Source organism: Novosphingobium sp. NFX11 (assembly GCF_057376415.1).
Map to the genome: position 1 here is coordinate 554,509 of NZ_CP080384.1, position 19,943 is coordinate 574,451.

Consider the following 19,943-nt stretch of genomic DNA (forward strand, 5'->3'; position numbering starts at 1 on the left):
AGCGGCCCGCGCCTTCCCTTCGAAGACGCGGGCCACCTCGCGCGGGGTGAGAGACCAGTATTGAACCGGGTCTAGGTCTTCCGCCTGGCACCAGCTGACGTGGAGTTCCGCCCAGTCCCACGGCCGCTCGGCGCTTTCGGCGCCGCCTGCTGAGGGTCCGCGTTGCCGCCCTTGGCCGCCTCCGGGAAGGCAGTGGTCAGGGCGCGCATGATCATCTCCAGCGACGGTTCGAGGCCGCCCATTGCGTCGATGATCTCACCTGCCTCCATGTCGGTCATGTCGGGGTGGCAGTCGGTCAGGCCGATGCGGAACAATTTGCGGATATTGCGGAGCGACGGCTTCTCGCCGAGGATGGCCTGGAGCTCGCTGATATTGTCGAGCCCGAATTCCTCCTCCAGCACGCACAGCGCGTTCGTGGAGAAGGCGAAGACGTAGCGGCGTGGCTCCGCTTCGCCTTCGAAGGGTAGATCGAACCCAAGGCGGCCCCGATGCGTATTCGCAGCCGTCATAATCAGGCAGCCGGGGTCAGGACAGGCTTGCCGGTGACCTTGAAGGTCACAGAGCCGGTCATGCGGTCATCGAGCGGCGTTGCGCGGCCATGCGCCGTAGCAAAACCGCGGAAGTTGAGCGCTGCGCCGTTCGGAAACACGATGCACCAGGGCTCGACGATGCGCGATGCGAGGTGCGTCGCGATCACGGCGTCGTCGTACAAACCTGGCACCAGGTTGTAGACGATGCTGACTTCGCCGCCATCGGTCAGGCCGGGCTTGAACTCGTGATGAGCGTCCGGGCTGCCGTGATGGGTGAACTGCACGCTATCGCGCGCCGATTCGGGCGGGTTGATCTCGGTCGCCTCTGCGAACGGGACATAGCCCACGCCGCTGGGGCCTTTGCCGAAGGTGGTCAGCAGACCGATGTCGGTCGCCGCGTTGGTTTCTGCCATTATAGCCTCCTAATCAGGCGCAGCGCCTGGGTCAGTCGTCGGGGGTGTCTTCGGCGACCGGATGGCCGTCGACCGGCCCGGAGCTGCCGGGCGCGATGGGGTCACTGCCAAGGGCGGCAGCGTTCGTGGGCGCAGCCTCGGGCGTTGGGTTGTTGCCCTTCGGCGCGTCGGTATCGCTGGCTTCCGCCAGGCCGAGGTCGATCAGTTCCCGACCGCGATCTGCAGTGACGTTCATCTTCTTGCCCGCCGGAACTTCAGCGTCCTTGGGATCTTCGGCTTGCTTGTCGATGAAGGGGCTGATGATGACGATCCACATGGGTTTTCTCCCGTCAGAGGTAGGAGTTGCTCCAGACGACCACGTCGATGCTGGAACGGTGAACGGGGCCTTTGCTGTCGCTGTCGGAATCCGACCGGCGGCCGACGATGAAAGTGCGCAAACGCAGGCCCAGCCGCTCGCCGCGGTAGCCGACAAGCACGCCGACCGGTGTAGAGGGGCCGCCCGGGCTGGCGAGCACCAGAGCGGCGTCTTTCGCCGCCTTGTAGGTTCTTCCCCAGCACTCGATCTGGACGCGATCCACTTCCCAGCCGCTCGGTGCATTCGAGTTCATCTGGACGTCGCCAGAAATGCGCTCGAGCGTGATAGCTGGAAGGGCATCGCCCTGTGGCCGCACCCCCAATCGACGCGGCGAACGACCATGTCAGTGAGGGCCGCCGTTCCCAGCAGCAGATCCCGCAGCGCCTCTTCCATGGGTCAGTCCTTTTTGACCGCGCCGAGGATCGCCTTCACCCCATCCTCGGCAATGCCCAGCATGGCCTTGTCGGCGCCGCGATCGAATGCAGGGCGAATGAACGGCCGGGGAGACTGGCGGAAATTGCCGAACTCTTCCTGGATCACCTGCGGCAGTGGCCCGGGCCCCACGTACATCTCGATCGGCGCGATGCGCTCGAGCTTGGAGCGCTGCGTCTTCGAAAGGCGGTTAGTCACACGGACGCTGGTGGCCATCTCCCCTGATCCGCGCGCCGCATGATCGCGCATATCCTCTGCCAAGGGTTGAAGGTTCTCACGCAGGATCGGCGTCAGCGTCTTGCGCGTGAGCGCCTTGCCCATGGCCTGCAGGTTGCTTCTGAGGTTCTTTGAGACCACGAGCTTCATCGTCGGCTTCATGAGCGTGCATCCGGCCGTGAGGCGGTGGTGATCTCGATCTCGTCTTCTCGCTCGCGGCCCTCTTTCGTGCCCGTCACCTCGTAAACCACGCCCTTGTGCCGCAGAGCGTCGCCGCCGGTGATGGTGCGCGTCAGGCTGTCGGAGCGGACGGTCCAGCGGGTCGTGAGATCTTGCGCGTTCTCGCCCGCACGCATGCGCTCGCCGTCGCTTATGTCGGACTTCTTGGCCCAACGCTTACCAATCTCGGCAGGCTCTCCGGGGACGGTGGCGGTGCCATCGTCCACGAGCTCGGAGCGCCAGATGGAAATGCGGCGGTCGAACGCGCCAGCGGGAGTTCGGTGCATCAGGCGAGGGCCGGATCGCGAGAACGTCCGAGGATGTTCTTGATGGCAGTGGAAATCGTGGCGTTCTCGCGATCGACGTACAACTGGCCGAGCATCAGCAAGATCGCGGCCTTCACCACGAACGGGACCGTCTCAAGCGTCCATTCGTTATCCGGCTGCTTCAGGTAATCTACGATCAGTGCGGTGGCGAGGAGGGCCTTGTCGGCCACATCCACGTCATCGTCGTCGCTATCGACCTTGAGGTGTCGCTTCGCATCTGCAAGTGAGATCAGCGCGATCATCAGGCCTTGTCCTTCCCGTCGCGGCCTTTCTTCACCGCGAGGCGCCAGCCGCTGTCGGCCGTGTCGGGCTTTGCGCTGGTGGCGCGCTGGGCGATCCAGAGAGAGCCGCCCCAGGTCACAGCGTCGCCTTGCTCGTAGGCTCGCTCGGCGGTGTAGACGCCGCGGTCGAGGATGACGGGGAAGCCGACCTCGAAAGAGTGCATGACTTCGCCCTTGGTGAAGCCCAGCTTCAGGGTTCGGCCGTCCTCGTATTGCACGATGTCGAAGTCATCGAGGGTGAAAGTAGTGCCGGGGTCACCGTCCTTGCCAACCACGGTGCCGAGGTTCTTCATGCGGCCGTCCGTAAAGGTCGCGACCAGCGCGCCATCCCGGTCGATGAGCAGATCGGCGATACCCGCACCGTCCTTCGCGACGGGAAGGGCCGTCACCGCGCGTTGCAGTTCCGCATCGATGCGAGCGAACGCGGCGTCCATGTCCGCATCCTTGCCTTGCACGGCCGGCGGCAGCGCGGCGACCGAAGCCGCAACCTGCTCATCGACCATGGCGCGCACCACGACCGGATCGACGCTCTCGCCATCCTTTGCGGGTGGGATTGCGGCGACGGCTGTAGCCACCATCTGCTCGACCTCGACCATGTCGATCGACTTGCCATCCTGAGGGACGGGGAGGGCGGCAACGGCTTCCGACACCATCGCCCGGACCTCCTCAGGATCGATGCTCTCGCCGTCCTTTGCGGGCGGGATGGCGGCAACTGCAGCGGTCACCATCTGCTCAACCTCCGCCATGTCGACGGACTTACCGTCCTGAGGGACGGGGAGGGCAGCAACCGTCTCCGAGACTATCACCCGGACCGCCTCCGCATCGAGGCTGTCGCCATCCTTTGCGGGCGGCAGAGCGGCAACTGCAGTGGCGATAAGCTGCCTCACTTCTGCCGCGTCAGCCGATGGTGGCAACGCCGAAATGCGGTCATCCAGCATGACGGTGAGCTTCGAGGTGACTTCGTTCGCGACATCGCGCGCCTCGAGGACGTCGATGCGCGCCCGCAGTGCCTTGTTCTCGGCAACATGAGGCGCGATGGCGAGAGCCACCTCGTCTGCGACGATCGCAGCGATTTCGCCGGCAAGAACCGCCATATCAAGCATCAGCAGTCCTCTTCTCCCGCAGCGCTTTGCGGATCGCGCCGCTCAAGGCCAGTGCCTGGAGCTCCGCCTGATTGTCGTTTGCCTCACTCCCAGCCGGAGCATCCGGCGAGGCGGAAGCCGCCGATGATGCGGATTTTCCGAAGGGATCGTCCTGAGCATCGCGCTTAGCGAGTGCGGCAAGGCTGTAATTCTGCTGTTGCAGGTAGACAGCGTCGCCGCCTTCGGTGGGCTTCCTGTCCAGTTTGGCGCGCATCTCATTGATTTTGAGAATGCCGGCACTCTCCTTGAGCACCTGCATCTGCGTCACGCTGTCCATGCGCAGCAGATTGTCGACGTCGAATTCCGTGCCCAACACTTCTCCGGTGCCAAGCCCCTCATCAAGGCACAGCTCCATTGCCTCAATAAGCACCTGCAGACATTGCGAATAATACTCTGTGTTGAGAGCCTGAACGTTGTTGTAGGTCGGTTGCGCACCAATCCCGACCTTGTACGGGGGGACGTGATAGGTCGAGCACACTACCTCGGCGGACCACTTCAACGTCTCGACGACCTGGGCATCGACGGATTTCATGGTCAGCTGCTCGAACTTCAGACCGTCGCCAAGAACAGCGACCTTGCCAGCGTTCGCGCCGTTGAAATTCTTATCCCAGTAATCCTTCGCACGCTTTGCTGTATCGTCGCTGATTTCGCCTGGGGCGCTCAACACGCCGCTAGGTCGGGCACCGTTCTGGAACAGCCGGGTGCTCGCATTCTGAGCCGACAAGCCCTGTGTTGCGGCGAGGCCATTCGCGAAGATCGGTGAAAGGCCGACCAGCGGATGAAACAAGCAGTTGAAGCGGTCGTGGATGATGTCTCGGGCAGGCACGATAATCTGCTCGGGCACGCCGGACAGGTGATCCGTGAAGAGCTCGTAATAGACCGCGCCGCTCTCCGAGACGAGCGGCTTGGCCCGGTCCGGGTTGAGGATATAGAGCGCCTTTACGACACCCCGGTTGTCCCTCTCTTTCAGGACGTAGGTGTTCCCCGACTGCAGCTTGCTGAGAACCCATGTCTCGAAGAACTGGATACGGGTCTGGAAGTGGTTGGGCTTGCGCAGGACGGGAGAGTAGGCGGGGTTTCTGACCTCGGACCAGATGCCATCCTCATCCTGGGCAACCAGCTTGCAGCGTAGCTTGGCGATATCGGAGGCGATCAGCGTCTGGCATGAGAAAACGGCGTGATGGGCAACGACGTTCGCTGCCTTGACCTCGACATCCTGCTGCCATGCGCCAGCAAACGTCTCCAGTATGATCGGCCACCAGCCGCGGTTGTCCACGCCCGACAAGCTGCGATCAGGCGCGGCCTTGCGGCCGATGTTCATTCCGAAGAGGCGCATCAGGTCTCTCCGTTGATCTCGCGCCGGCCCGGGCGTGCCAGGATCTGCGTCTGTGCTGCGTGTATCGCGAGGCGAAATTCGGCGTTGTCGTCGGCATGTTCCTGCGGAAGCAGGATGTAGGCGTTCCAGGCCGCGACAAGCTTCATCACGACGTCCCGCTCCTGCTCGGTCAGTCGATGCGTGCCATCATGCACCGGCGCGCTTTTCCTTGATCTTCACGATCAGCGTCGCGGCGTCCCATCCCATGTAAGGGCGAGTGCCGATCTCCTGCTGGTAGAGGGCGCGAAGATTGGTGATCTCCGTCGGAAAGCCGTCCGTGCCGCTCGGCGCCGGGGTGGGCTCCGCTGGCACATCCTTCCCGTACGCGGCTCGCTTGGCGGCGACCAGGATACGGGCATGCTTGGGATTGCGCGCCGTGAAGAGGTCGCCAGCTTTCAGGCGACGCGTGGCATAAGTCATCCGCCTCGATGCGATCAGCTTCATCCGCTCTCTCCAGATGTGCCGGGGACAGCGCCCTATACGCTGCCCCCGACTATTGGGACCGATGGCCCTAGGCCTTACGGCGTTTCGTCGACCGGGGTGCCGTAGTCGGCATCACCGATGTAGGCGACGGCCGACGCGCGGCGCTTAGCGTAGTTGAGCGGACGCACCACCTTCACCGCGACAGATTCCGTCTGGAACATAGAAACGACGCTCGCGTTCGCGGTCGGCGTGTCGCTCGCACCATCGGGGTTGTCGGCCATCTGGATAGCCGCTTCGGTGGAAAGCGAGACCTCCACGCCGCGATCGCCGATCTTGTAGATGTCGGACGGCTTCAGGAGGATCATGTCGCCGGCGCCGACATTGCCGCCAGCGGACAGCTTGTCGCCGAGCAGCGCGCCGCCATTCGCCGAAATGCCCGGGAAGGCGAAGTTGCCCATCACGTTCTGAACCAGCCCCAGCGCCTTCGCGAGCGACTGCGTGGTGACAAACTCCAGCCCTTCGGCGTTGTTCGCAGCGATGAAGGGCGCGTAGAGCGCCTTCACGTCGGCGATCACTCCCTCGACGTCCGCGCCGGCGCTGGTGCCTGCGGTCAGACCATTGAGAATGCCAGCCGGAGATACGCCCGCGACGGCAGCCGCATTGCTGAAGAACGTTTGATCGACGCGCTGGGCCGAAGCGTTCACGAGCGCGTCGCGAACCAGCAATTCCGCAGACGGCGAAGCATCGCGCAGGAGATCCTTCGAGATGACGGCGATCGCGGCAACCTTCAGGCGGGTCAGGTTGATGTCCATGAAGTCGGCCTTGGTGACCGGGATCGACTTCGACTGACCGACCCAGTAGGCCGAAGCGGCGCCGTCCTGGCCCGCGATGTTGACGTTCGCCGGAACCTCGCGGAACGGCAGCTTGTCGAACACCGTGCGCGCGTAGAGGAAATCGATGAAGTCGCCGGTGTAGCGATCGAGGTGCACGAGCTCAGCACCCCATTCCCCGGTTTCCGTGCCGCCGCCAGCGACGGCCGCACGGACGACCTGGACGAACTGCGGGTTGCTCTTGCCCCAGCGCTGCTGGGCAATGCCGGCTGCGGATTCGCCATCGAGGCGCGCCAGCAGTTTGGCGATGACCAGACGGGTGTAGTTCTGGCCCGCGAACTTCTCGTCCGGGTCGCCCTTGACGATGATCGTGGGACCGCCGCCGCCACGCGAGTTCGAACCTTCCTCGGCAGTCTTGCCGACGATGGTCTTGGTGGTGGAGGCGTCGGTAGCTTCTGCAGCGCGAAGGCGCTTCAGGTGCTTGTCGATCGCGTCGATGTCGGCCTGATTGCCGTCGAACTCTTCTTCCTGCGCGGCATCGAGCGTCGAACCGGCCTCGGCAGCCTTCGACATGATGGTTTCATTGGCGCCCGCGAGAGCGGCGCGCTTCTGCTCATAGGCAGCGATCTGTTCTGCGTACTTGGCCATACTATTATTCCTGTCCCGTCCGCACGATGCGGTTGATGACGAAGGGTGTCGCCCGGGCGCGGGCAGGGGCATCCAGCTTCACGACATGCCCTTTGCCGAGCGCGGCAGGCTTGTCGGGGCGTGGAATTTCAGGGTCGGGTACACCGGCGGACTTCCGCAGCCCGGCGTCGATGGACTTCACCGCGTTGATGGTGGCATCGGCCTGGCAAGGAATGGTCACGGCGCTGAGCTCGAACCATTCCCATTGTTCAAATTCGATGCCGCCATCGGCGATGAAGGCGTACTTGAGCGGCCGGAAACCGATGGACACGGCCGCGACCAGCTTCATCTTGATGCACTGCCAGGCGAAGTCGAGCAGCTCCTTGAGCTTGCCCGGTTCGTCTGTCTTGGCAATTTTCGCCTTGAAGCGGATACCCTTCGCCGTGGGAGTGGCCTCGATCACATGACCGATCGGCTCCTCATGGTTGTGCTGCCAGAGGAACGGCAGGGGCAGCTTGAATTCGGCGCCCATCGGCTGAACCACGTCCCCGACGCGGTCGGGATTCGGGGTGCTTGCGATGCCTTCAATGATACGCTGTTCTTCGTCCACCGCCTTGATTTCGATGAACGAATAAGCCCGGCTTTCCATGGGCGCTCCTGCAATTAGGTTGGGGACGAGGAGGGTGCCGACCGGGTCAGAAGATGAGCACCTGGTATTTCTTCTCCCGCTTGAGCGGGACTTTCAGAGCCGCACCGATGGCCATGCAAAGGGCGACCGCGGCGTCGATCTTGTTGGTGGACCGCTCCTTGGCGAGCCAGTAGTTTTCCCACTTGTCCGCCTCGGTGACGGCACTCATGATCGCCGAGATCAGCACCGGGTTGCGGCGGAGGCGGATCCTGCCTTCGAGCATTGCGCTCTCGAGCTCGCGAACGGAGCCTGGCATCCATAAGCCCTCCGGCTCGACTTTCCTCGCCTTCGCTTCGGCGATCATCGAGATCGGTAGGCTTACCCTTCTTCACGCCGCCCTGAGGGTGCTCGACGAACTGGATATTCAGGCCGAGCTCGTTGCATTCGGTTTCGAACTGGCGGAACGCGTACCGATCATATGCGACGGCCAGAACGTCGAAGTTGCGATCGTCGTCAGCAAGGGCCTGCGCGACATGGTCAAACCGTATGCTCTGACCTTTAGGTGCATGCAGGTGACCCTGCTTGATCCATACCTCATACGGCGCCTTGTCCTGCACCGCACGGGCCGCGACGGTGTCCCCCGGCGTCCACGCTTCGATCCACGCATCGTAGGTGGGCTTGGAAACCACCTTCTTTTCGCCGTTGACCTCGACCTCGACCTCGACGCTGCCGGTAACGACCACGCTCGCCTTGGCAGTGATGTCCCGGTTCTGCGAAAGGTCGAGCCCGATTGCTACCTGCTTGTCGTGGTGCTCCGCGGGATCGAAGTCCGCGAGGCAGGGTTCCAGTACCGCCCTCGACATCCAGGCCGCCTCGGCATCGGTCCAGATGCAGAAGTGCAGCCTGAGGATTCCGTTCAGCTTGCCGGGGATCGAGTTGGCCTGATCAACGACACCTTGGAGATAGTCGTATGACAGGATCGTCCCGAGTAGCGGGTTTGCCTTGATCCAGCAGCTCGGATCCTTGAGGGGATCATCGCCAGGGTCGAGCCCGCAGACGTACGAGAATGTCGTGTCGTCTATGACCTCGCCGACATAGGCGAAGTCCTCGCCCGGCGTCATCGTGCCTGCGGCCACCCGAACCGCGTGTTCATGCTCCTCGTAGCAGATCGAATTGCGGTCGGTTCCGCTGTTCGTGATCATCAGTAGCAGGGGCTGCAGACGGAATTTGAAGCCTCGCTCGATCATCTCGACCGCGTCGCGGTTCGGATGCTCGTGGAGCTCGTCGGCAAGCCCGATATGTGGGCGCAGACCGGAGCCGGATTTGCCCGCGCTGCGGCTCAGCGGCCGGAAGAATGAGCCTCGGGCAAGCCATGCCAGGTTGAACACGCGGCCCGGCCCGCCGCTCTGCTTGATCCGCTTCTCGAGGTCCGGCGACTGGTCGACCATCGCGACCGCGTCGTTGAATAGAATTTTCGCCTGGTCGCGATGGGCGGCCACGGCGTAGATTTCGGCGCCCGGTTCGTCGTCGGCCATCATGCCATAAAGGCCGATGCCGCCGGCGAAAGGGCTCTTACCGTTGCCCTTGCCTTCCTCTATGTAGGCCCGCCGGAACCGCCTTTTTCCGTCAGACTTCAACCATCCGAAGATGTTGCCGAGCTTGAACGCCTGCGACGGATGAAGGTTGAACGGCTTCCCTCGAACTGACCGCCGTTAAGCCGCAACTTGCGCTCGAAGAAGCGGAAGACCCGTTCCGCTTTCTCGACCGAGTATGTGAGACCACGCGCATGACCGCACTTGAGATCGTCTAGATGCCTTCGGCAGGCATTGCGCACGTGCGGGCCAGCGACGATCCTGCCGGCAACGACGTCCAGGGCATATTGGGTTCCGCGGTCAGTCGGAACCGAAGAACTCGTCTTCGTCCTTTTTCTTGCCGCCATGGTCCCCGCGATTGCGCTCGTCGGTGAGGCCGAGCTCGCTCATGTAGGCGCGCATCTGACCGTGCTTCGACGCCGGGAACCCGGCCGGGTTAAACGTGAATTCCTTCCACAGCTCGCAGAATGCGACAGCGGCAGGTTCGCGGGAGCCGTCCAGCCAGCTGGCGGGCTCAATATACTTCTTCCACGCGGCGGCGGCCGGCCCTTTTACCGAGGAGGGCTTTTTCAATTTTCCGAACGCTGCGATCGTGGCTTCCGTCGCCTCGATGGCCTTGTCGGTTTCGCCGTGCCTGGCGCTGCGATGTGTGCCGTCGACCAGGCGCAGCTTCGCCGCCTTCGGCTTCGCTCCCCTGGTTGCCATATTGGACCTCTCAGGAAATCAATGTGGTTTTGCGAAAATTTCAGGTCACCATCGGTGTCCGGATGGAACGGTTCTGACTTTCAGACTACCCCCGGGGGCGGCTATTCCGCTTCGCCGCTCGTGATCGTCACCGTAACGACGCCGCGAAGCGTTTCGCGGACGATCTCTTGCTTTTCAAGGTCGATCTCAACTCGTCCGTAGGCATCGACCTTATGGCAGACGATGAAGCCTCCGGGAATGTCGTAGGATTCGACGTTCTTCCTGATTTCACCGTCGAGCGAGATCCGCAGTCGGTGCGCGAGATCGGCGTCGAAGTCATCGTCGAAGACGGACATGCGCTCCGGAATGCAGATTAGCTCGCCGCTGGCCATCCATCATCTCCTATAGCTGTCCGCTGGCGCTGACCGAACTGTTCCGCGGTAACTTCATCGTGGCACGGCTGGCACAGGCAACGGATGTTGTCGTCGGTGTCGGTGCCGCCAAGCGCGAGCGGCTGAATGTGGTCGGGAACGGTGGCCTCGGTCACGAGACCTTTCTCCTTACACCTGCGGCAGAGCGGTTCCTTTGCAAGCCTGCGCTTGCGCATCTCCACGCCGCGCCGTCCTCTGACCCGCTCGCCCATGATGATGTTCCAATCGGAAGCGCTTCGCGCGTCCCCCAAAAGCGAGGCGCTTTCGTGAAGTGAGGCGTAGGAGAACCAGTCTCTAGCGAACGCCTTGCTGCTCCTGGCAGCGTTGAAGCCCGAACAATAGGTGAACGATGCCCATCACGTCAAGCGGCCAACCGTGCCGGAAGTAGACTGGTTGCAACGATTTTCACTGGCACGGAAAAGCCGGGAAACTCGACGATGGCATAACGGCCCTGCATTCGCTCCACGCGCGCGGTCAGACCCTCAAACCCAGCGTCTGCAAACATGACCGCAGCACCCGGGGCGAACTGAGGGACCGCAACACTCGGGCGTCCACGCTGCTCGGCCAAGCGAAGAGCATCGAGCGCGTGATCAGCAATGCGCGGGAACATGTCTGCATGCTTGAACAGGTGGAAGTTGGGAAGTGCGCGCTGCACTTGGCACTGCATCTCTTCGTCCCACACAGAGCATGATGGGGAAGGCATACGAGACAGCGCGCGGAGCATCGGCAAGCGCTCGTACTCAGCGAAGACGATGGTGGGCATCATGGGCGCAGGCACCTCCTTCGGAACCCGCGCGCGACCAACTCGCGTCGTGCGCGTTTCCTGGGGTGTCCACGCGGGATAGCCGACTGAATTGAGCGCGGCCGCCAGTAGCAACGTGCGGCTGGGAGCCGTGCGGAGAATACACCAATTGCTCACGACTTGCCGTCCTTGATTGAGAATCCTGTCGCGCACGGGTCAGAACAGGTCCATGGCGCCTGACACCATCCATGCGCGATGGCGGGGCATTGTGTCGGCGCTGCATGGAACTCGCATGCCGTGACATGCGGCGATCCCATAGGAACGCCGCAGCAGGCGCGAACATATTGCGGATCGGCGCCGCGACCGGCGGCAGCGAGCGAGAGGGCTGCAACCGTCGCGAACGCGGACCGGTTCACCCTGGCTTCGTTCCTGCTGATCATCACCCCTCTCCACGTGTGGCGCGGAGGGCGGCAACGATTTCCGCGAACTGATCCCAGCCCTCATCGTTAAGAAAATCGGCCGCATCGTCCGTCATGGGCAACGCTCGATCGGCCCAGGACAGTAGGCGATCCAAAGCCCCGCTCGTCGCGGGCGCTGGCGGGGCAGCATAGAGGGGCTTGTTAAAATTACCCGCCAGCGACTTTCGGATCGGGAGGTACTCGCCACCAGTATCTTGGGGACGATCCGCGATGGCGTCCAATTGCAAAGGGCTTACCCATGCGACCGCCTCGACTGCCGTGGCTTTTTCAATCTCACCAGCGCTAAATTTGCCTTCCTCAATCGATGTTTGGGAAAAGCGCGCGATCGTCGCCGCGCCCAGCAGAGAGGCGAGGGCTAATCGATGCCGCGCGATGATTCTTAGTTCATGGTAGCGATTACCGCAGGTAAACCCGAGTGCCTCGGCAAGATCGCGGTCAGCATCCGTGACTTGCACCTCTGCCTCCTGCGGCGGCGCGCGATCGTCGTTTGTGCTCATGCCTTGGGTTCCTTCTGTGAGGCATGGAGGTCCGCGACCTCGGCCTTGCTCAGGCTCTCGCAGTGACGGCGGCTGACCTCGAGTGTGCCCGCCTGCAATTCCGCCAGAACCGCCGCTGCACCTTCCGGTGTCGAAACATCGTGAGGGATGCCGAAGATGCGATTGCACCGGCCACGTTCGCCGCGTTCCAGATCGACCAGCGAGTACAGGTATGTCTTGCGGGCGTTGAACGGCTTCGTCAGGACGACATACCGATTGTCGCGGGCCATGACGGTGTATCGCTGGCGCTCATCGTCGAACTTGATCTTGTCGCCGATGCTCATGCGGGAAGTTCCTTCAACGCTCGGATCTGTGCCATCAGCTCGTTCGCTGCATGGTACTTTGACGAATGGATGAGGCTGAGGTTCTGGTGGTTTTCAGAGCGCGCCATATTCTCGGCGGTGAAGCCCTCTCCGCGCAGGACCGGATCGAGGATGATGTTGTCCCCGCAGATTTCCATGTTCACTTCGCCGTAGACCTCGCAGACCTTTGCGGCCTCCTCGATCGCGGTGCCGCGGGCGGCGGCGAACCGTTCGGCCAGCGTCGCGGTGCAGCGGAAAGCGGACGATAGGTAATCGTTCGCCATGTCGATGTCGGCCTGCGTCACAGCAGCCTCGCTCGGTGTGGCGGCGATCATGCTCGCTTACCCCTGAGACGGCGGCGCTGCCGCTTGGTCAGCGGCGGAGCGGTGATGGTGACGTGATCCGCAGCAGCGACCGGGTTGAAAAGCCGCTGATGGATCGGATCGCGGAAAGACTGGCGCGCGTCTCGGGCTGTTGTGCGCGGCTGATGTGCATCGAGCATCGGTCCCGGCTCCCGCGAAAGGGGGTGCACCAGCCGATCCAGGTCGACCTCCTCGAACGGTTCCGAGACGTGGACCGGTCTGATACCCGCGACCAGGATGCTGGCTAGAGCCACGGCTCCCAGCCGCTCGCCACCGGCGATTATGGCAATGCGTTGCCTGCTATCATCGGGGCCGGGCATCAGTAGCTGCTGTCCGAGCCGCCACCACCGAACGAACCGCCGCCACTATCGTAGCCGCTCGACGATGAACTGTCCGAGCCGCCCCAGCTGGAGCCGCTGTCCGATGAGCTCGACGACGATGAGCCGAAGCCATATCCAGCCGCGAAGGACGTCGCCGACGATCCGAAACTATCATCCGAGGATCGGCGTTCCGGCTCACGCTTGGCGGCTGACGCCGCCGGCCGAACTGGCGGCCGTAATGCGCCGCTGCTCTGCTTCGGAGGTGTCCGGACTTCACTGCGCGGAGGAAGCGGACGTTCGCGCGGAACTGATCCGGGATGCATGCGCATCCGATCGATCCGCTCGCGTCGCTCTTCCATCCGCTGAATGGCGAGGCGGCGCTCGGCATTGATCTTGCGGAGCCAGAGCAAGGTCCAGCCGATCAGCGACAACACGACGGCGGTCACTAGCCATGCCCAGAAGCGCGAACCATCGTTTTCCACCACTCCCGGCGCAGCGGCTGGCAGCGGCGGGGTCGCGGCTTCCATGATCGCATCCGCACCATCGCTCAGCGCCATGGCTGTCTCGCCCGCCTTCAACTGCGGCACGATCCGATCGCGGATGATCTGTGAGGTGAGGCCATCGGTCAGGACAGGCTCCAGCCCATACCCGACCTCAATGCGCACCTTCCGCTCCTTGGGGGCGAGGAGAAGGATTACGCCATCGTTCTTAGCCTTGTCGCCAAGTGCCCAGTCGCGACCGAGCTGGTAGCCGTAATCCTTGATGTCGTACCCCTGCAGGCTCGGCACCGTCACGACGGCAAGCTGATGGCCGGTCTTCTGCACCCAGCCGACGATGCGGGTGTTGAGCTGATCCTCTTCCGACTGCGGGATCACTCCAGCGGCATCGACCACGGCGGCGCGCCCGCGATCGGGGAATACCGGAGCTGCAATGGCGGGCTGTCCGAGAAGGGCGGCGGCGAGTAGCGCGCAGAGCGCGAAGACAAGGCGCTTCATGCCGACGCCTCCGTCTTCTCGACCGGGCCGACATAGGTCAGGCCCTCCTGCGCGCAGTACCGCTTGAAGGCATCCTCGTGGAGCTCGCCGGGCAGCATGTTGATCGAATGCCCCACGGTCCCGCCCTTCCAGGATCCTTTGCGCTTCCCGACCTCGGAGGAGAAGCGCAGGTCGAGCGAGCGGCGGACCAGGTTCGGCCAGAACAGCGAGAGCCACTTGAACTTGCCCTCGCCCTTCTTCCACTCGCGCTCTTCGATCCTGGTGACGGCCGTGATCCGCTCGCCGTCGAAGTCATCGAACGCGAAGGACGCGGTCGGGCAGGCATCCTTGATGGCGCGCTCGACCCCCAGTGGTTGCGCGAGGCTGCTTCGCCGATCTTCACGAGGCTGCCGCGCTCTGGGATCGTCGCGAAATGCTCGCCCCCTAGGTCGTAGAGGCTCGACCGCACAATCCGCCAAGCCCTCCACGGGAAGAACCAGATCTTCGACTTGGTGCTCTCGCTGCTATGCGTCTGGGCACCGTAATGCCAATGCACAGCGCCCTCGACGGCCGAGAAGCCGAATTCGCGCTCATGCTCGTCCCAGTAGAACGGCTCGCGGCCTTCCGCCTTCGCGCGCTCGATCATGTCGGCGGACGAGAAGTGAACCTTCTCGCGATGCGGCTTGATGATCGCGGGCAGGGCGATGATCAGCGTGTGCGCACCGATCGCCAGCCGCAGGCGGCAGCCGGAGTATTCGTCGTGGCCACTGCCGAGCATGATGCACAGCTTCGGATACCGAGGCTCATGCGCATACGTGAAGCGGCCGAAATAGCGGTCGTTGTCCGACCAGCGAATTGCCTTGGTCATACTTCCTCCGATACGGGGTGCATCAACCGCCAGTTGAACCGGCGACGTTCGTCTTCTTGCTGCCGCGCCTGCTGCTCAGCGCGGCGCGCGGAGAATTCCTCATCGTCGACGAGGCGGGGTGTGTTCCCGTTGCCGACGATCCACTTCACGTCGCGGCGGCGCAGTTCGCTGTTGCGCCAGTCGCACCACGCCTGCGGATCGTCGTAATCGACGGGAGAGCGATCGGCCGTCATGCCGCGTCCTCGCCTTCACCCTTCGTCCAGACGAGACGGCCATCCTCGCCGCGCGCCAGCCATCCCCGGGAAAGGCCCATCTTCCGGAACTCCGGCCACATGGTTTCCGGGTCAGGCAATGGCCGCTCGGGCAGGGGCGGCAGCGGGTCGGTGGAACCGACCAACTGCAGCACCGGCGGGGTACGGGGCCGGTTGCGCCAGGCGACGTCATCCTTCGTTTCGGCGAAGATGGTCGGGATGATCTGGGCATGGTGCGTGCAGCGGGTCCGCGCGATGCGGGCGCCGCGCTCGACGATGTCGGCGGGGATTTCGTCGAGGGTGTCGGCGGCGACGTTAAGCCAGTCCTCGGTTTCCTCTTCGGTCATGCCGACAGGGCGAACCAGTGACAGGCATGCCGACACCGCGGCGATGCGGATTTGACGGTCAACGGACACCGTTGGCGATCCTTTTCACTTCGGGTTCGGGGTTTCCGCAGCGAGGCGCATGCCGATCTCGCGAACGGAACGGCGGGCAGGGCGCTGCAGGGGTTCAGGCGCAGTGCCGAGGGCGCGTTGCCGCTCGAACTGCATGGCTTTGGGCATCCATTCCACGGGGTCAGACGGCTGCTCGGTTTGGCAGCGGGAGAGCGCGCAGACGATGATGCTGTCGGAATAGGTCTTGCGCCAGCGACCGACGATCGAGCGGGCTTGGCGGGTGGAATGACCCGCAGCCGTGAGGATCGCCGCGCCGGTATCGAACGCGCATTTCGTGAGATCAGAAGCTGAAGGGCCGGGCGGCGGCGAAGTCCGCCCAGAAGCGTTAGCTTCTGGTATATCTGTCTCTGTCTCTGTCTCTGGGGCGTTACCGCCTGTTACATCGGCCGTTACGGTAACGTTACATGCGTCAGTGGTAGTATTTCCGCCATTCTTGACGGCTTTCTTCTCCGCGCGGTGCTTCGCGACGCGGTCGTTGGAGCGGTCGGACTTGTACTGCCTGTTGCTCCATTTCAACACTCGGCCATCAGCTACATGGCCGCCTTCTTCCATCGCCTTGTGAATGGCGACGATGTTCTGTTCGTCGGTGCGCAGGAAATATGCGATCTCGGCGGTGTCGATGTCGTACCTGCCGTCATCGTCGATCTCGGCGGCGCTCTCCAGGATGACACCCCAGAGCCAGCACACGCGCTCGATCGGCTGGCGGACGCGGACGGTGATCCGCACCAGCTTATCGTCGCGCATCATGCCCGCGTAATGGCGGAACCAACGGCTCATCCGCGCGCGCCGATCTGGATGATGAAGCCCTCACCGCAGGGCGCCACGAATTCGACAGTCGGCGCCGCGAACTGCCGGTCGTTGACCTTCAGGCGCTCGGCGATGCCGTCGAGGTATGACTTGCACGCGGCGACGACGTTATCCTCGTCCGGGTACGGACCGCTGCTCTTGCGGCTGACGACGATGTGCACAGGGATGCGCTGGTCGGGTACGAAGGCGATGCGGCGACGGCCGACAGCTTCGGCGGTGCCGACGATGGCCCAGTGACGATGCTCCTGCACCTTGGCCGCGCGGCCATTAACCGACCGCGTGCGGCCGTTGGGCCACAGCATCTTGTGGGGGAAGGGCAGACGGACGTTGATCATTCTTCTGCCCTCAGAGGATCGAGTACTGCGGATCGGGATTGGCGGTGATGAAGGCTGAAAGGGCGTCGCGCCGCGCCTCCAGGCATTCGGCCGCGCGGTGATACTCGGCATCCGCCACAGCGAGCTTGCCGCCCGCGCGCTGGAGACGCTGCTCGGCGAACTGCAACTCCGCTTCCAGCCGCTCCCGGGTCGGTGCGGGCGGCGTCATTTTCTCGCGAATCTGCGCAAGCGTGAGTTTCCTGCTCATGCAGCCCTCGCGATCTGGATGGCTTTGAACAGAGCTGCGGAGCCAGCCGCGATCCCGGCATGGAAGCGGTGGCTATCGTCTTCGTCATCTTCCGCGCGGAAGTCGTTCCGAGCTCGGACCGGTCGAGGCCGGGCGGCTATCCTCTCCTCAATGCGCGCGAGGATGCCCTGGCATACCTCGCCGACCGTCTGAGGCTCGGCAATACCGGCTTCGTCAGGCTCTTCTGCTATGACCAGGCCGGGGCACTCGGGGACCGGCGGCGGTGTGATCGTATCCAGCCCCCGCCGCCGCACGCGCCGCACGAGTTTGACCAGTTCAGCGAACTCCGGGTCGCGCTTGACGCGCTCCTCGGCTGCGCAGCGACCGTGATGGATGGTGGCGTGGTCGCGTCCACCAAGCGCCCGGCCTATCGTGGGTAATGAATGACCCGCCTGGGCCCCGATCAGGCAGATGGCGTGTCGAACCCGAACGAACCGAGGCTTGCGGGACTTTCCGGTGAGCTCCTCCATCGTGATCCCGGCGAGCGTGATAGCTGTCGTGATGATGTCGGCGAGAAGGCGCTTGGGGCGGGGAGCGGCGAATTCGCGCGCGAGGGCGTGCACTCGATGCCGCTTGATACCCAGCTTTTCTGCGACCGCCCGAGCATTCTTCAAGGCCTTGAGTTCGGCCTGGACGCGCAGCGCCATTTCGGTGCGAGCTTCTCTCTGCCGCTGATGGCGATGACGATCGCACACGTCATTTACGGCAGAGAAGTGCAGGACGGTGCGGCACCCTTCGACGGTGCAGCGCCTTTGCGCGTTCTCGCGAGCGGCAGCGCGCTTCTCGTTCAGGTGAATGCGGCAAAGACCTGTGACGCCGTCGAACCGGACCCGCCGGGGGCAACCAGCCGCTGCGCAGTATTTCGTGTTGCGTGAGTCCCTCATGCTGCACGCACGAGCTTGGAGAGCTGCGCCGAGATCGCCGCCTGCGCCCGCTCGAGGGTGGCGCGGCAATCGCGGACCTCCTCGGGCGAGATGGCATCGTCGTCTTCGAGGGCCTGCGACAGGGCAAGCGCCGCCTCGAGCACGAGCGACTGCGCCTTACGGTCGTGCATCAGCGGGCCGCCGGGGCGGCTGTCCACGCACAGGCGCTGGAGGGAGCCGGTGAAGCGGCCGTTCCATTCGCGCTCACCAGCCGCGAAGGCGACGATGCCCATCTCGGCCATGCCCTTGCAGTACTTCTCGGCCTGGTCACCGCTCTTGCCGAGCACGCGGCCGATGTCGGCATAGGTGAGGCCATCCTCGTCCTTGATGGTCGAGAGATCGTTGGCGACGGCGTCCAGCACCTTGGAAGCGGAAAAAATGGTGCGCTGCGGCGTAGATTGTCGGTTCATGGGTGAACTACCTCGGGAGCATGACAGGGGCTCAGATCATTCGCCGGTGCCGGGCAGCGCACGCAGTGGTGTCGCAGGTGCGTGACGGCAGCGGTCCAGACGATCGCGCGATGGAAGGCGGGGCGCATTCAGTGCCTCACGAATTCAATGGGGCGGCGGGCAGTCCAGCACAGCCCGCAGGTGCCGCAGCAGTCGGTCTTGCCCGTCTGGACGGGGCACAGGATGTGCTTGCTGTCGGCTGGGGTATCGATGACGGCAGTGCCGAACGAACCGAGATGCGGCGCGCCGCTGAAACGGATGCGGCAACGGTTGGGGAAGCCGAGGTTCAGCCCGGCGACGGCAGCGCCGATCTCGCTGGCGACCGGGTGGGCGGTGAAGCCGAACACATGCAGCTGCTCGACCTCGCCCATCAGCATGCACCACAGGTCGGCATAGGCCGCGCTGTAGAAGTCACCGAGGATGTGCAGCCGCACGGCGAAACCGCCGGGGTGCTTCTCGCCAAGGTCGACGATCTCGCTGATGAGACGCGCTTCGAGGTCCAGCCCGGCGCGGTGCCGCCGGGAGTAGTGCATGTTGTTGCCGTAGCAGGTCGACCATTCGAGGCAGGAGCGCGGGCAGGTGGCGCGTTCCTCGAGGGTCAGGGTGTAGAGCGGGAAGCCCTTCCACCGCCCCTTGGTGATCATGCGACCGATCTTGCGCTGGTTGACGCCGGAGACGAGGAGCCGTGGACTGTCCTTCGCATCCACCACGGTGCTGGGGAACAGCGTCCGGCCGTCTCGGGTCGCGGGATGATCCGGCAGCAGTGCAATGCGGGGGCCATGGCCGCTGATGGGCTTGTTCGCGACGCGATGGAGCGGGCCGCCGTACTCGACGGAGCGAAGGGGCTTCATGCCGACTTACTCCAGGCGAAGCCGCGACCGGTGACGGTGCGGATGGGCAGGGTGTCGCCGAACGTGCGCCGCAGGGCGCTGACATGACCGGCAAAGGTCTGCGCGGTCATGTTCGGCATGTCGCGGTGCGAGACGGTCTCCCCGTTCGCCCACGCGATCGCGTACAGGACGCGCACGAGGTAACGGGGCAGGGCGATGCGCTGGTGGTCGTAATGGACCTCGGTCATGCCGATCCACCACTTGCCGCGGGTGACAGGTGTGCCGGTGACGGTGTTGCCGCCGCAATGCGGGCAGGGGACGTGGCTCACAGCGCCGCACCTCGGCGGCTGGAACTTGACGCCCCAGCCGCTTCGGTCATCGTGCTTGCTCCGACACGAGCACGAAAGGAATCAGTATGGCGGATGAAACTGACAGCCTCCAACCGACAGCGAGCCCCCTTGCGGTTGGGGTCGCGGTCGACCTTTGGCGTGGTATCAGGCAGCGGTTCCGCAGCCAGCAG

General features: G+C 63.8%; 35 protein-coding genes and 1 pseudogene. 1 reads left to right on the plus strand and 35 read right to left on the minus strand.

Translation table 11 applies throughout. The features are described from left to right. Window positions 1-71 precede the first annotated feature (71 nt). The 32 genes and pseudogenes from KZO24_RS02815 to KZO24_RS02970 all read right to left on the minus strand — a co-directional run bounded on the left by KZO24_RS02815 (window position 72) and on the right by KZO24_RS02970 (window position 17,691). A complete protein-coding gene (locus tag KZO24_RS02815) occupies window positions 72-401 on the minus strand; it encodes a hypothetical protein (RefSeq protein ID WP_486486810.1) in 330 nt (109 codons plus the stop codon). Between the two features lie 110 nt (window positions 402-511). Next, complete coding sequence (locus KZO24_RS02820) at window positions 512-943, minus strand: phage tail tube protein (RefSeq protein WP_486486811.1); 432 nt, start codon at window positions 941-943, stop codon at window positions 512-514. A 31-nt stretch (window positions 944-974) separates the two neighbouring features. After that, window positions 975-1,259 (minus strand): hypothetical protein, encoded by a 285-nt coding sequence (locus KZO24_RS02825; RefSeq protein ID WP_486486812.1) that lies wholly within the window; start codon window positions 1,257-1,259, stop codon window positions 975-977. 13 nt (window positions 1,260-1,272) lie between these two features. Further along, window positions 1,273-1,551, minus strand: a complete 279-nt coding sequence (locus tag KZO24_RS02830) for a DUF3168 domain-containing protein (RefSeq protein ID WP_486486813.1) — start codon at window positions 1,549-1,551, stop codon at window positions 1,273-1,275. Beyond that, on the minus strand, window positions 1,548-1,691 hold the full coding sequence (locus tag KZO24_RS02835) for a hypothetical protein (RefSeq protein WP_486486814.1): 144 nt from the start codon (window positions 1,689-1,691) through the stop codon (window positions 1,548-1,550). The genes KZO24_RS02830 and KZO24_RS02835 overlap by 4 nt, the downstream gene beginning before the upstream one ends. A gap of 3 nt (window positions 1,692-1,694) precedes the next feature. Continuing rightward, on the minus strand, window positions 1,695-2,096 hold the full coding sequence (locus KZO24_RS02840; RefSeq protein WP_486486815.1) for an HK97-gp10 family putative phage morphogenesis protein: 402 nt from the start codon (window positions 2,094-2,096) through the stop codon (window positions 1,695-1,697). A gap of 8 nt (window positions 2,097-2,104) precedes the next feature. Beyond that, window positions 2,105-2,452: a phage head completion protein gene (locus KZO24_RS02845; RefSeq protein WP_486486816.1), complete on the minus strand. Its 348-nt coding sequence runs from the start codon at window positions 2,450-2,452 to the stop codon at window positions 2,105-2,107. Next, window positions 2,452-2,733, minus strand: a complete 282-nt coding sequence (locus KZO24_RS02850) for a head-tail connector protein (protein ID WP_486486817.1) — start codon at window positions 2,731-2,733, stop codon at window positions 2,452-2,454. Before KZO24_RS02850 ends, KZO24_RS02845 begins: the two co-directional genes overlap by 1 nt. Continuing rightward, the gene (locus tag KZO24_RS02855; protein WP_486486818.1) at window positions 2,733-3,875 is read right to left on the minus strand and encodes a hypothetical protein; all 1,143 of its coding nucleotides are present in this window, start codon (window positions 3,873-3,875) and stop codon (window positions 2,733-2,735) included. Before KZO24_RS02855 ends, KZO24_RS02850 begins: the two co-directional genes overlap by 1 nt. Continuing rightward, window positions 3,868-5,250 carry a phage portal protein gene (locus tag KZO24_RS02860; protein ID WP_486486819.1) on the minus strand — a complete coding sequence of 461 codons (1,383 nt, stop codon included), beginning with the start codon at window positions 5,248-5,250 and terminating at the stop codon, window positions 3,868-3,870. The genes KZO24_RS02855 and KZO24_RS02860 overlap by 8 nt, the downstream gene beginning before the upstream one ends. Continuing rightward, window positions 5,250-5,444: a hypothetical protein gene (locus tag KZO24_RS02865; protein ID WP_486486820.1), complete on the minus strand. Its 195-nt coding sequence runs from the start codon at window positions 5,442-5,444 to the stop codon at window positions 5,250-5,252. Before KZO24_RS02865 ends, KZO24_RS02860 begins: the two co-directional genes overlap by 1 nt. Further along, window positions 5,437-5,733 (minus strand): hypothetical protein, encoded by a 297-nt coding sequence (locus KZO24_RS02870; protein WP_486486821.1) that lies wholly within the window; start codon window positions 5,731-5,733, stop codon window positions 5,437-5,439. Before KZO24_RS02870 ends, KZO24_RS02865 begins: the two co-directional genes overlap by 8 nt. Window positions 5,734-5,807: 74 nt before the next feature. Beyond that, window positions 5,808-7,190, minus strand: a complete 1,383-nt coding sequence (locus KZO24_RS02875) for a phage major capsid protein (protein WP_486486822.1) — start codon at window positions 7,188-7,190, stop codon at window positions 5,808-5,810. Between the two features lie 4 nt (window positions 7,191-7,194). Continuing rightward, window positions 7,195-7,818, minus strand: a complete 624-nt coding sequence (locus KZO24_RS02880; RefSeq protein ID WP_486486823.1) for an HK97 family phage prohead protease — start codon at window positions 7,816-7,818, stop codon at window positions 7,195-7,197. A 14-nt stretch (window positions 7,819-7,832) separates the two neighbouring features. Next, on the minus strand, window positions 7,833-9,434 hold the full coding sequence (locus KZO24_RS02885; protein WP_486486824.1) for a terminase TerL endonuclease subunit: 1,602 nt from the start codon (window positions 9,432-9,434) through the stop codon (window positions 7,833-7,835). Window positions 9,435-9,689: 255 nt separating this feature from the next. Then, entirely contained in the window at window positions 9,690-10,094 is a 405-nt protein-coding gene (locus KZO24_RS02890) for a hypothetical protein (RefSeq protein WP_486486825.1), read from the minus strand. A 101-nt stretch (window positions 10,095-10,195) separates the two neighbouring features. Next, window positions 10,196-10,465 carry a hypothetical protein gene (locus tag KZO24_RS02895; RefSeq protein ID WP_486486826.1) on the minus strand — a complete coding sequence of 90 codons (270 nt, stop codon included), beginning with the start codon at window positions 10,463-10,465 and terminating at the stop codon, window positions 10,196-10,198. Then, window positions 10,447-10,620, minus strand: a complete 174-nt coding sequence (locus KZO24_RS02900) for an HNH endonuclease (RefSeq protein WP_486486827.1) — start codon at window positions 10,618-10,620, stop codon at window positions 10,447-10,449. The genes KZO24_RS02895 and KZO24_RS02900 overlap by 19 nt, the downstream gene beginning before the upstream one ends. A 245-nt stretch (window positions 10,621-10,865) precedes the next feature. Next, a complete protein-coding gene (locus tag KZO24_RS02905) occupies window positions 10,866-11,270 on the minus strand; it encodes a hypothetical protein (RefSeq protein ID WP_486486828.1) in 405 nt (134 codons plus the stop codon). 415 nt (window positions 11,271-11,685) lie between these two features. Continuing rightward, window positions 11,686-12,222 (minus strand): hypothetical protein, encoded by a 537-nt coding sequence (locus KZO24_RS02910; protein ID WP_486486829.1) that lies wholly within the window; start codon window positions 12,220-12,222, stop codon window positions 11,686-11,688. After that, window positions 12,219-12,545, minus strand: coding sequence for a hypothetical protein (locus KZO24_RS02915; RefSeq protein ID WP_486486830.1), 327 nt, complete (start codon window positions 12,543-12,545; stop codon window positions 12,219-12,221). The genes KZO24_RS02910 and KZO24_RS02915 overlap by 4 nt, the downstream gene beginning before the upstream one ends. After that, entirely contained in the window at window positions 12,542-12,898 is a 357-nt protein-coding gene (locus tag KZO24_RS02920) for a hypothetical protein (protein ID WP_486486831.1), read from the minus strand. The genes KZO24_RS02915 and KZO24_RS02920 overlap by 4 nt, the downstream gene beginning before the upstream one ends. Next, window positions 12,895-13,245, minus strand: a complete 351-nt coding sequence (locus tag KZO24_RS02925) for a hypothetical protein (RefSeq protein ID WP_486486832.1) — start codon at window positions 13,243-13,245, stop codon at window positions 12,895-12,897. The genes KZO24_RS02920 and KZO24_RS02925 overlap by 4 nt, the downstream gene beginning before the upstream one ends. Beyond that, window positions 13,245-14,240: a TPM domain-containing protein gene (locus KZO24_RS02930; RefSeq protein WP_486486833.1), complete on the minus strand. Its 996-nt coding sequence runs from the start codon at window positions 14,238-14,240 to the stop codon at window positions 13,245-13,247. Before KZO24_RS02930 ends, KZO24_RS02925 begins: the two co-directional genes overlap by 1 nt. Further along, window positions 14,237-14,707: a hypothetical protein gene (locus tag KZO24_RS02935; RefSeq protein WP_486486834.1), complete on the minus strand. Its 471-nt coding sequence runs from the start codon at window positions 14,705-14,707 to the stop codon at window positions 14,237-14,239. Before KZO24_RS02935 ends, KZO24_RS02930 begins: the two co-directional genes overlap by 4 nt. Next, window positions 14,686-15,087, minus strand: a pseudogene (locus tag KZO24_RS02940) (hypothetical protein); the annotation flags it as partial. The pseudogene KZO24_RS02940 and the gene KZO24_RS02935, both read right to left, overlap by 22 nt. After that, on the minus strand, window positions 15,084-15,320 hold the full coding sequence (locus KZO24_RS02945; protein WP_486486835.1) for a hypothetical protein: 237 nt from the start codon (window positions 15,318-15,320) through the stop codon (window positions 15,084-15,086). The pseudogene KZO24_RS02940 and the gene KZO24_RS02945, both read right to left, overlap by 4 nt. After that, complete coding sequence (locus KZO24_RS02950) at window positions 15,317-15,754, minus strand: hypothetical protein (RefSeq protein ID WP_486486836.1); 438 nt, start codon at window positions 15,752-15,754, stop codon at window positions 15,317-15,319. Before KZO24_RS02950 ends, KZO24_RS02945 begins: the two co-directional genes overlap by 4 nt. 15 nt (window positions 15,755-15,769) lie before the next feature. Beyond that, a complete protein-coding gene (locus KZO24_RS02955) occupies window positions 15,770-16,570 on the minus strand; it encodes a hypothetical protein (protein ID WP_486486837.1) in 801 nt (266 codons plus the stop codon). Continuing rightward, a complete protein-coding gene (locus tag KZO24_RS02960) occupies window positions 16,567-16,935 on the minus strand; it encodes a hypothetical protein (RefSeq protein WP_486486838.1) in 369 nt (122 codons plus the stop codon). Before KZO24_RS02960 ends, KZO24_RS02955 begins: the two co-directional genes overlap by 4 nt. Window positions 16,936-16,945: 10 nt before the next feature. Continuing rightward, window positions 16,946-17,182 carry a hypothetical protein gene (locus tag KZO24_RS02965; protein ID WP_486486839.1) on the minus strand — a complete coding sequence of 79 codons (237 nt, stop codon included), beginning with the start codon at window positions 17,180-17,182 and terminating at the stop codon, window positions 16,946-16,948. Further along, a complete protein-coding gene (locus KZO24_RS02970) occupies window positions 17,179-17,691 on the minus strand; it encodes a helix-turn-helix domain-containing protein (protein WP_486487135.1) in 513 nt (170 codons plus the stop codon). The genes KZO24_RS02965 and KZO24_RS02970 overlap by 4 nt, the downstream gene beginning before the upstream one ends. On the opposite strand from KZO24_RS02970, the gene KZO24_RS02975 reads away from it, so the two are divergent. Further along, window positions 17,605-18,096: a hypothetical protein gene (locus KZO24_RS02975; RefSeq protein ID WP_486487215.1), complete on the plus strand. Its 492-nt coding sequence runs from the start codon at window positions 17,605-17,607 to the stop codon at window positions 18,094-18,096. The genes KZO24_RS02970 and KZO24_RS02975 overlap by 87 nt on opposite strands. Window positions 18,097-18,101: 5 nt before the next feature. Here KZO24_RS02975 and KZO24_RS02980 read toward each other — a convergent pair whose 3' ends face one another. The 3 genes from KZO24_RS02980 to KZO24_RS02990 all read right to left on the minus strand — a co-directional run bounded on the left by KZO24_RS02980 (window position 18,102) and on the right by KZO24_RS02990 (window position 19,752). Next, window positions 18,102-18,554: a hypothetical protein gene (locus KZO24_RS02980; protein ID WP_486486840.1), complete on the minus strand. Its 453-nt coding sequence runs from the start codon at window positions 18,552-18,554 to the stop codon at window positions 18,102-18,104. 128 nt (window positions 18,555-18,682) lie between these two features. Continuing rightward, the gene (locus tag KZO24_RS02985) at window positions 18,683-19,444 is read right to left on the minus strand and encodes a GP88 family protein (RefSeq protein ID WP_486486841.1); all 762 of its coding nucleotides are present in this window, start codon (window positions 19,442-19,444) and stop codon (window positions 18,683-18,685) included. Then, window positions 19,441-19,752 carry a hypothetical protein gene (locus tag KZO24_RS02990; RefSeq protein ID WP_486486842.1) on the minus strand — a complete coding sequence of 104 codons (312 nt, stop codon included), beginning with the start codon at window positions 19,750-19,752 and terminating at the stop codon, window positions 19,441-19,443. The genes KZO24_RS02985 and KZO24_RS02990 overlap by 4 nt, the downstream gene beginning before the upstream one ends. Between the last annotated feature and the right edge of the window lie 191 nt (window positions 19,753-19,943).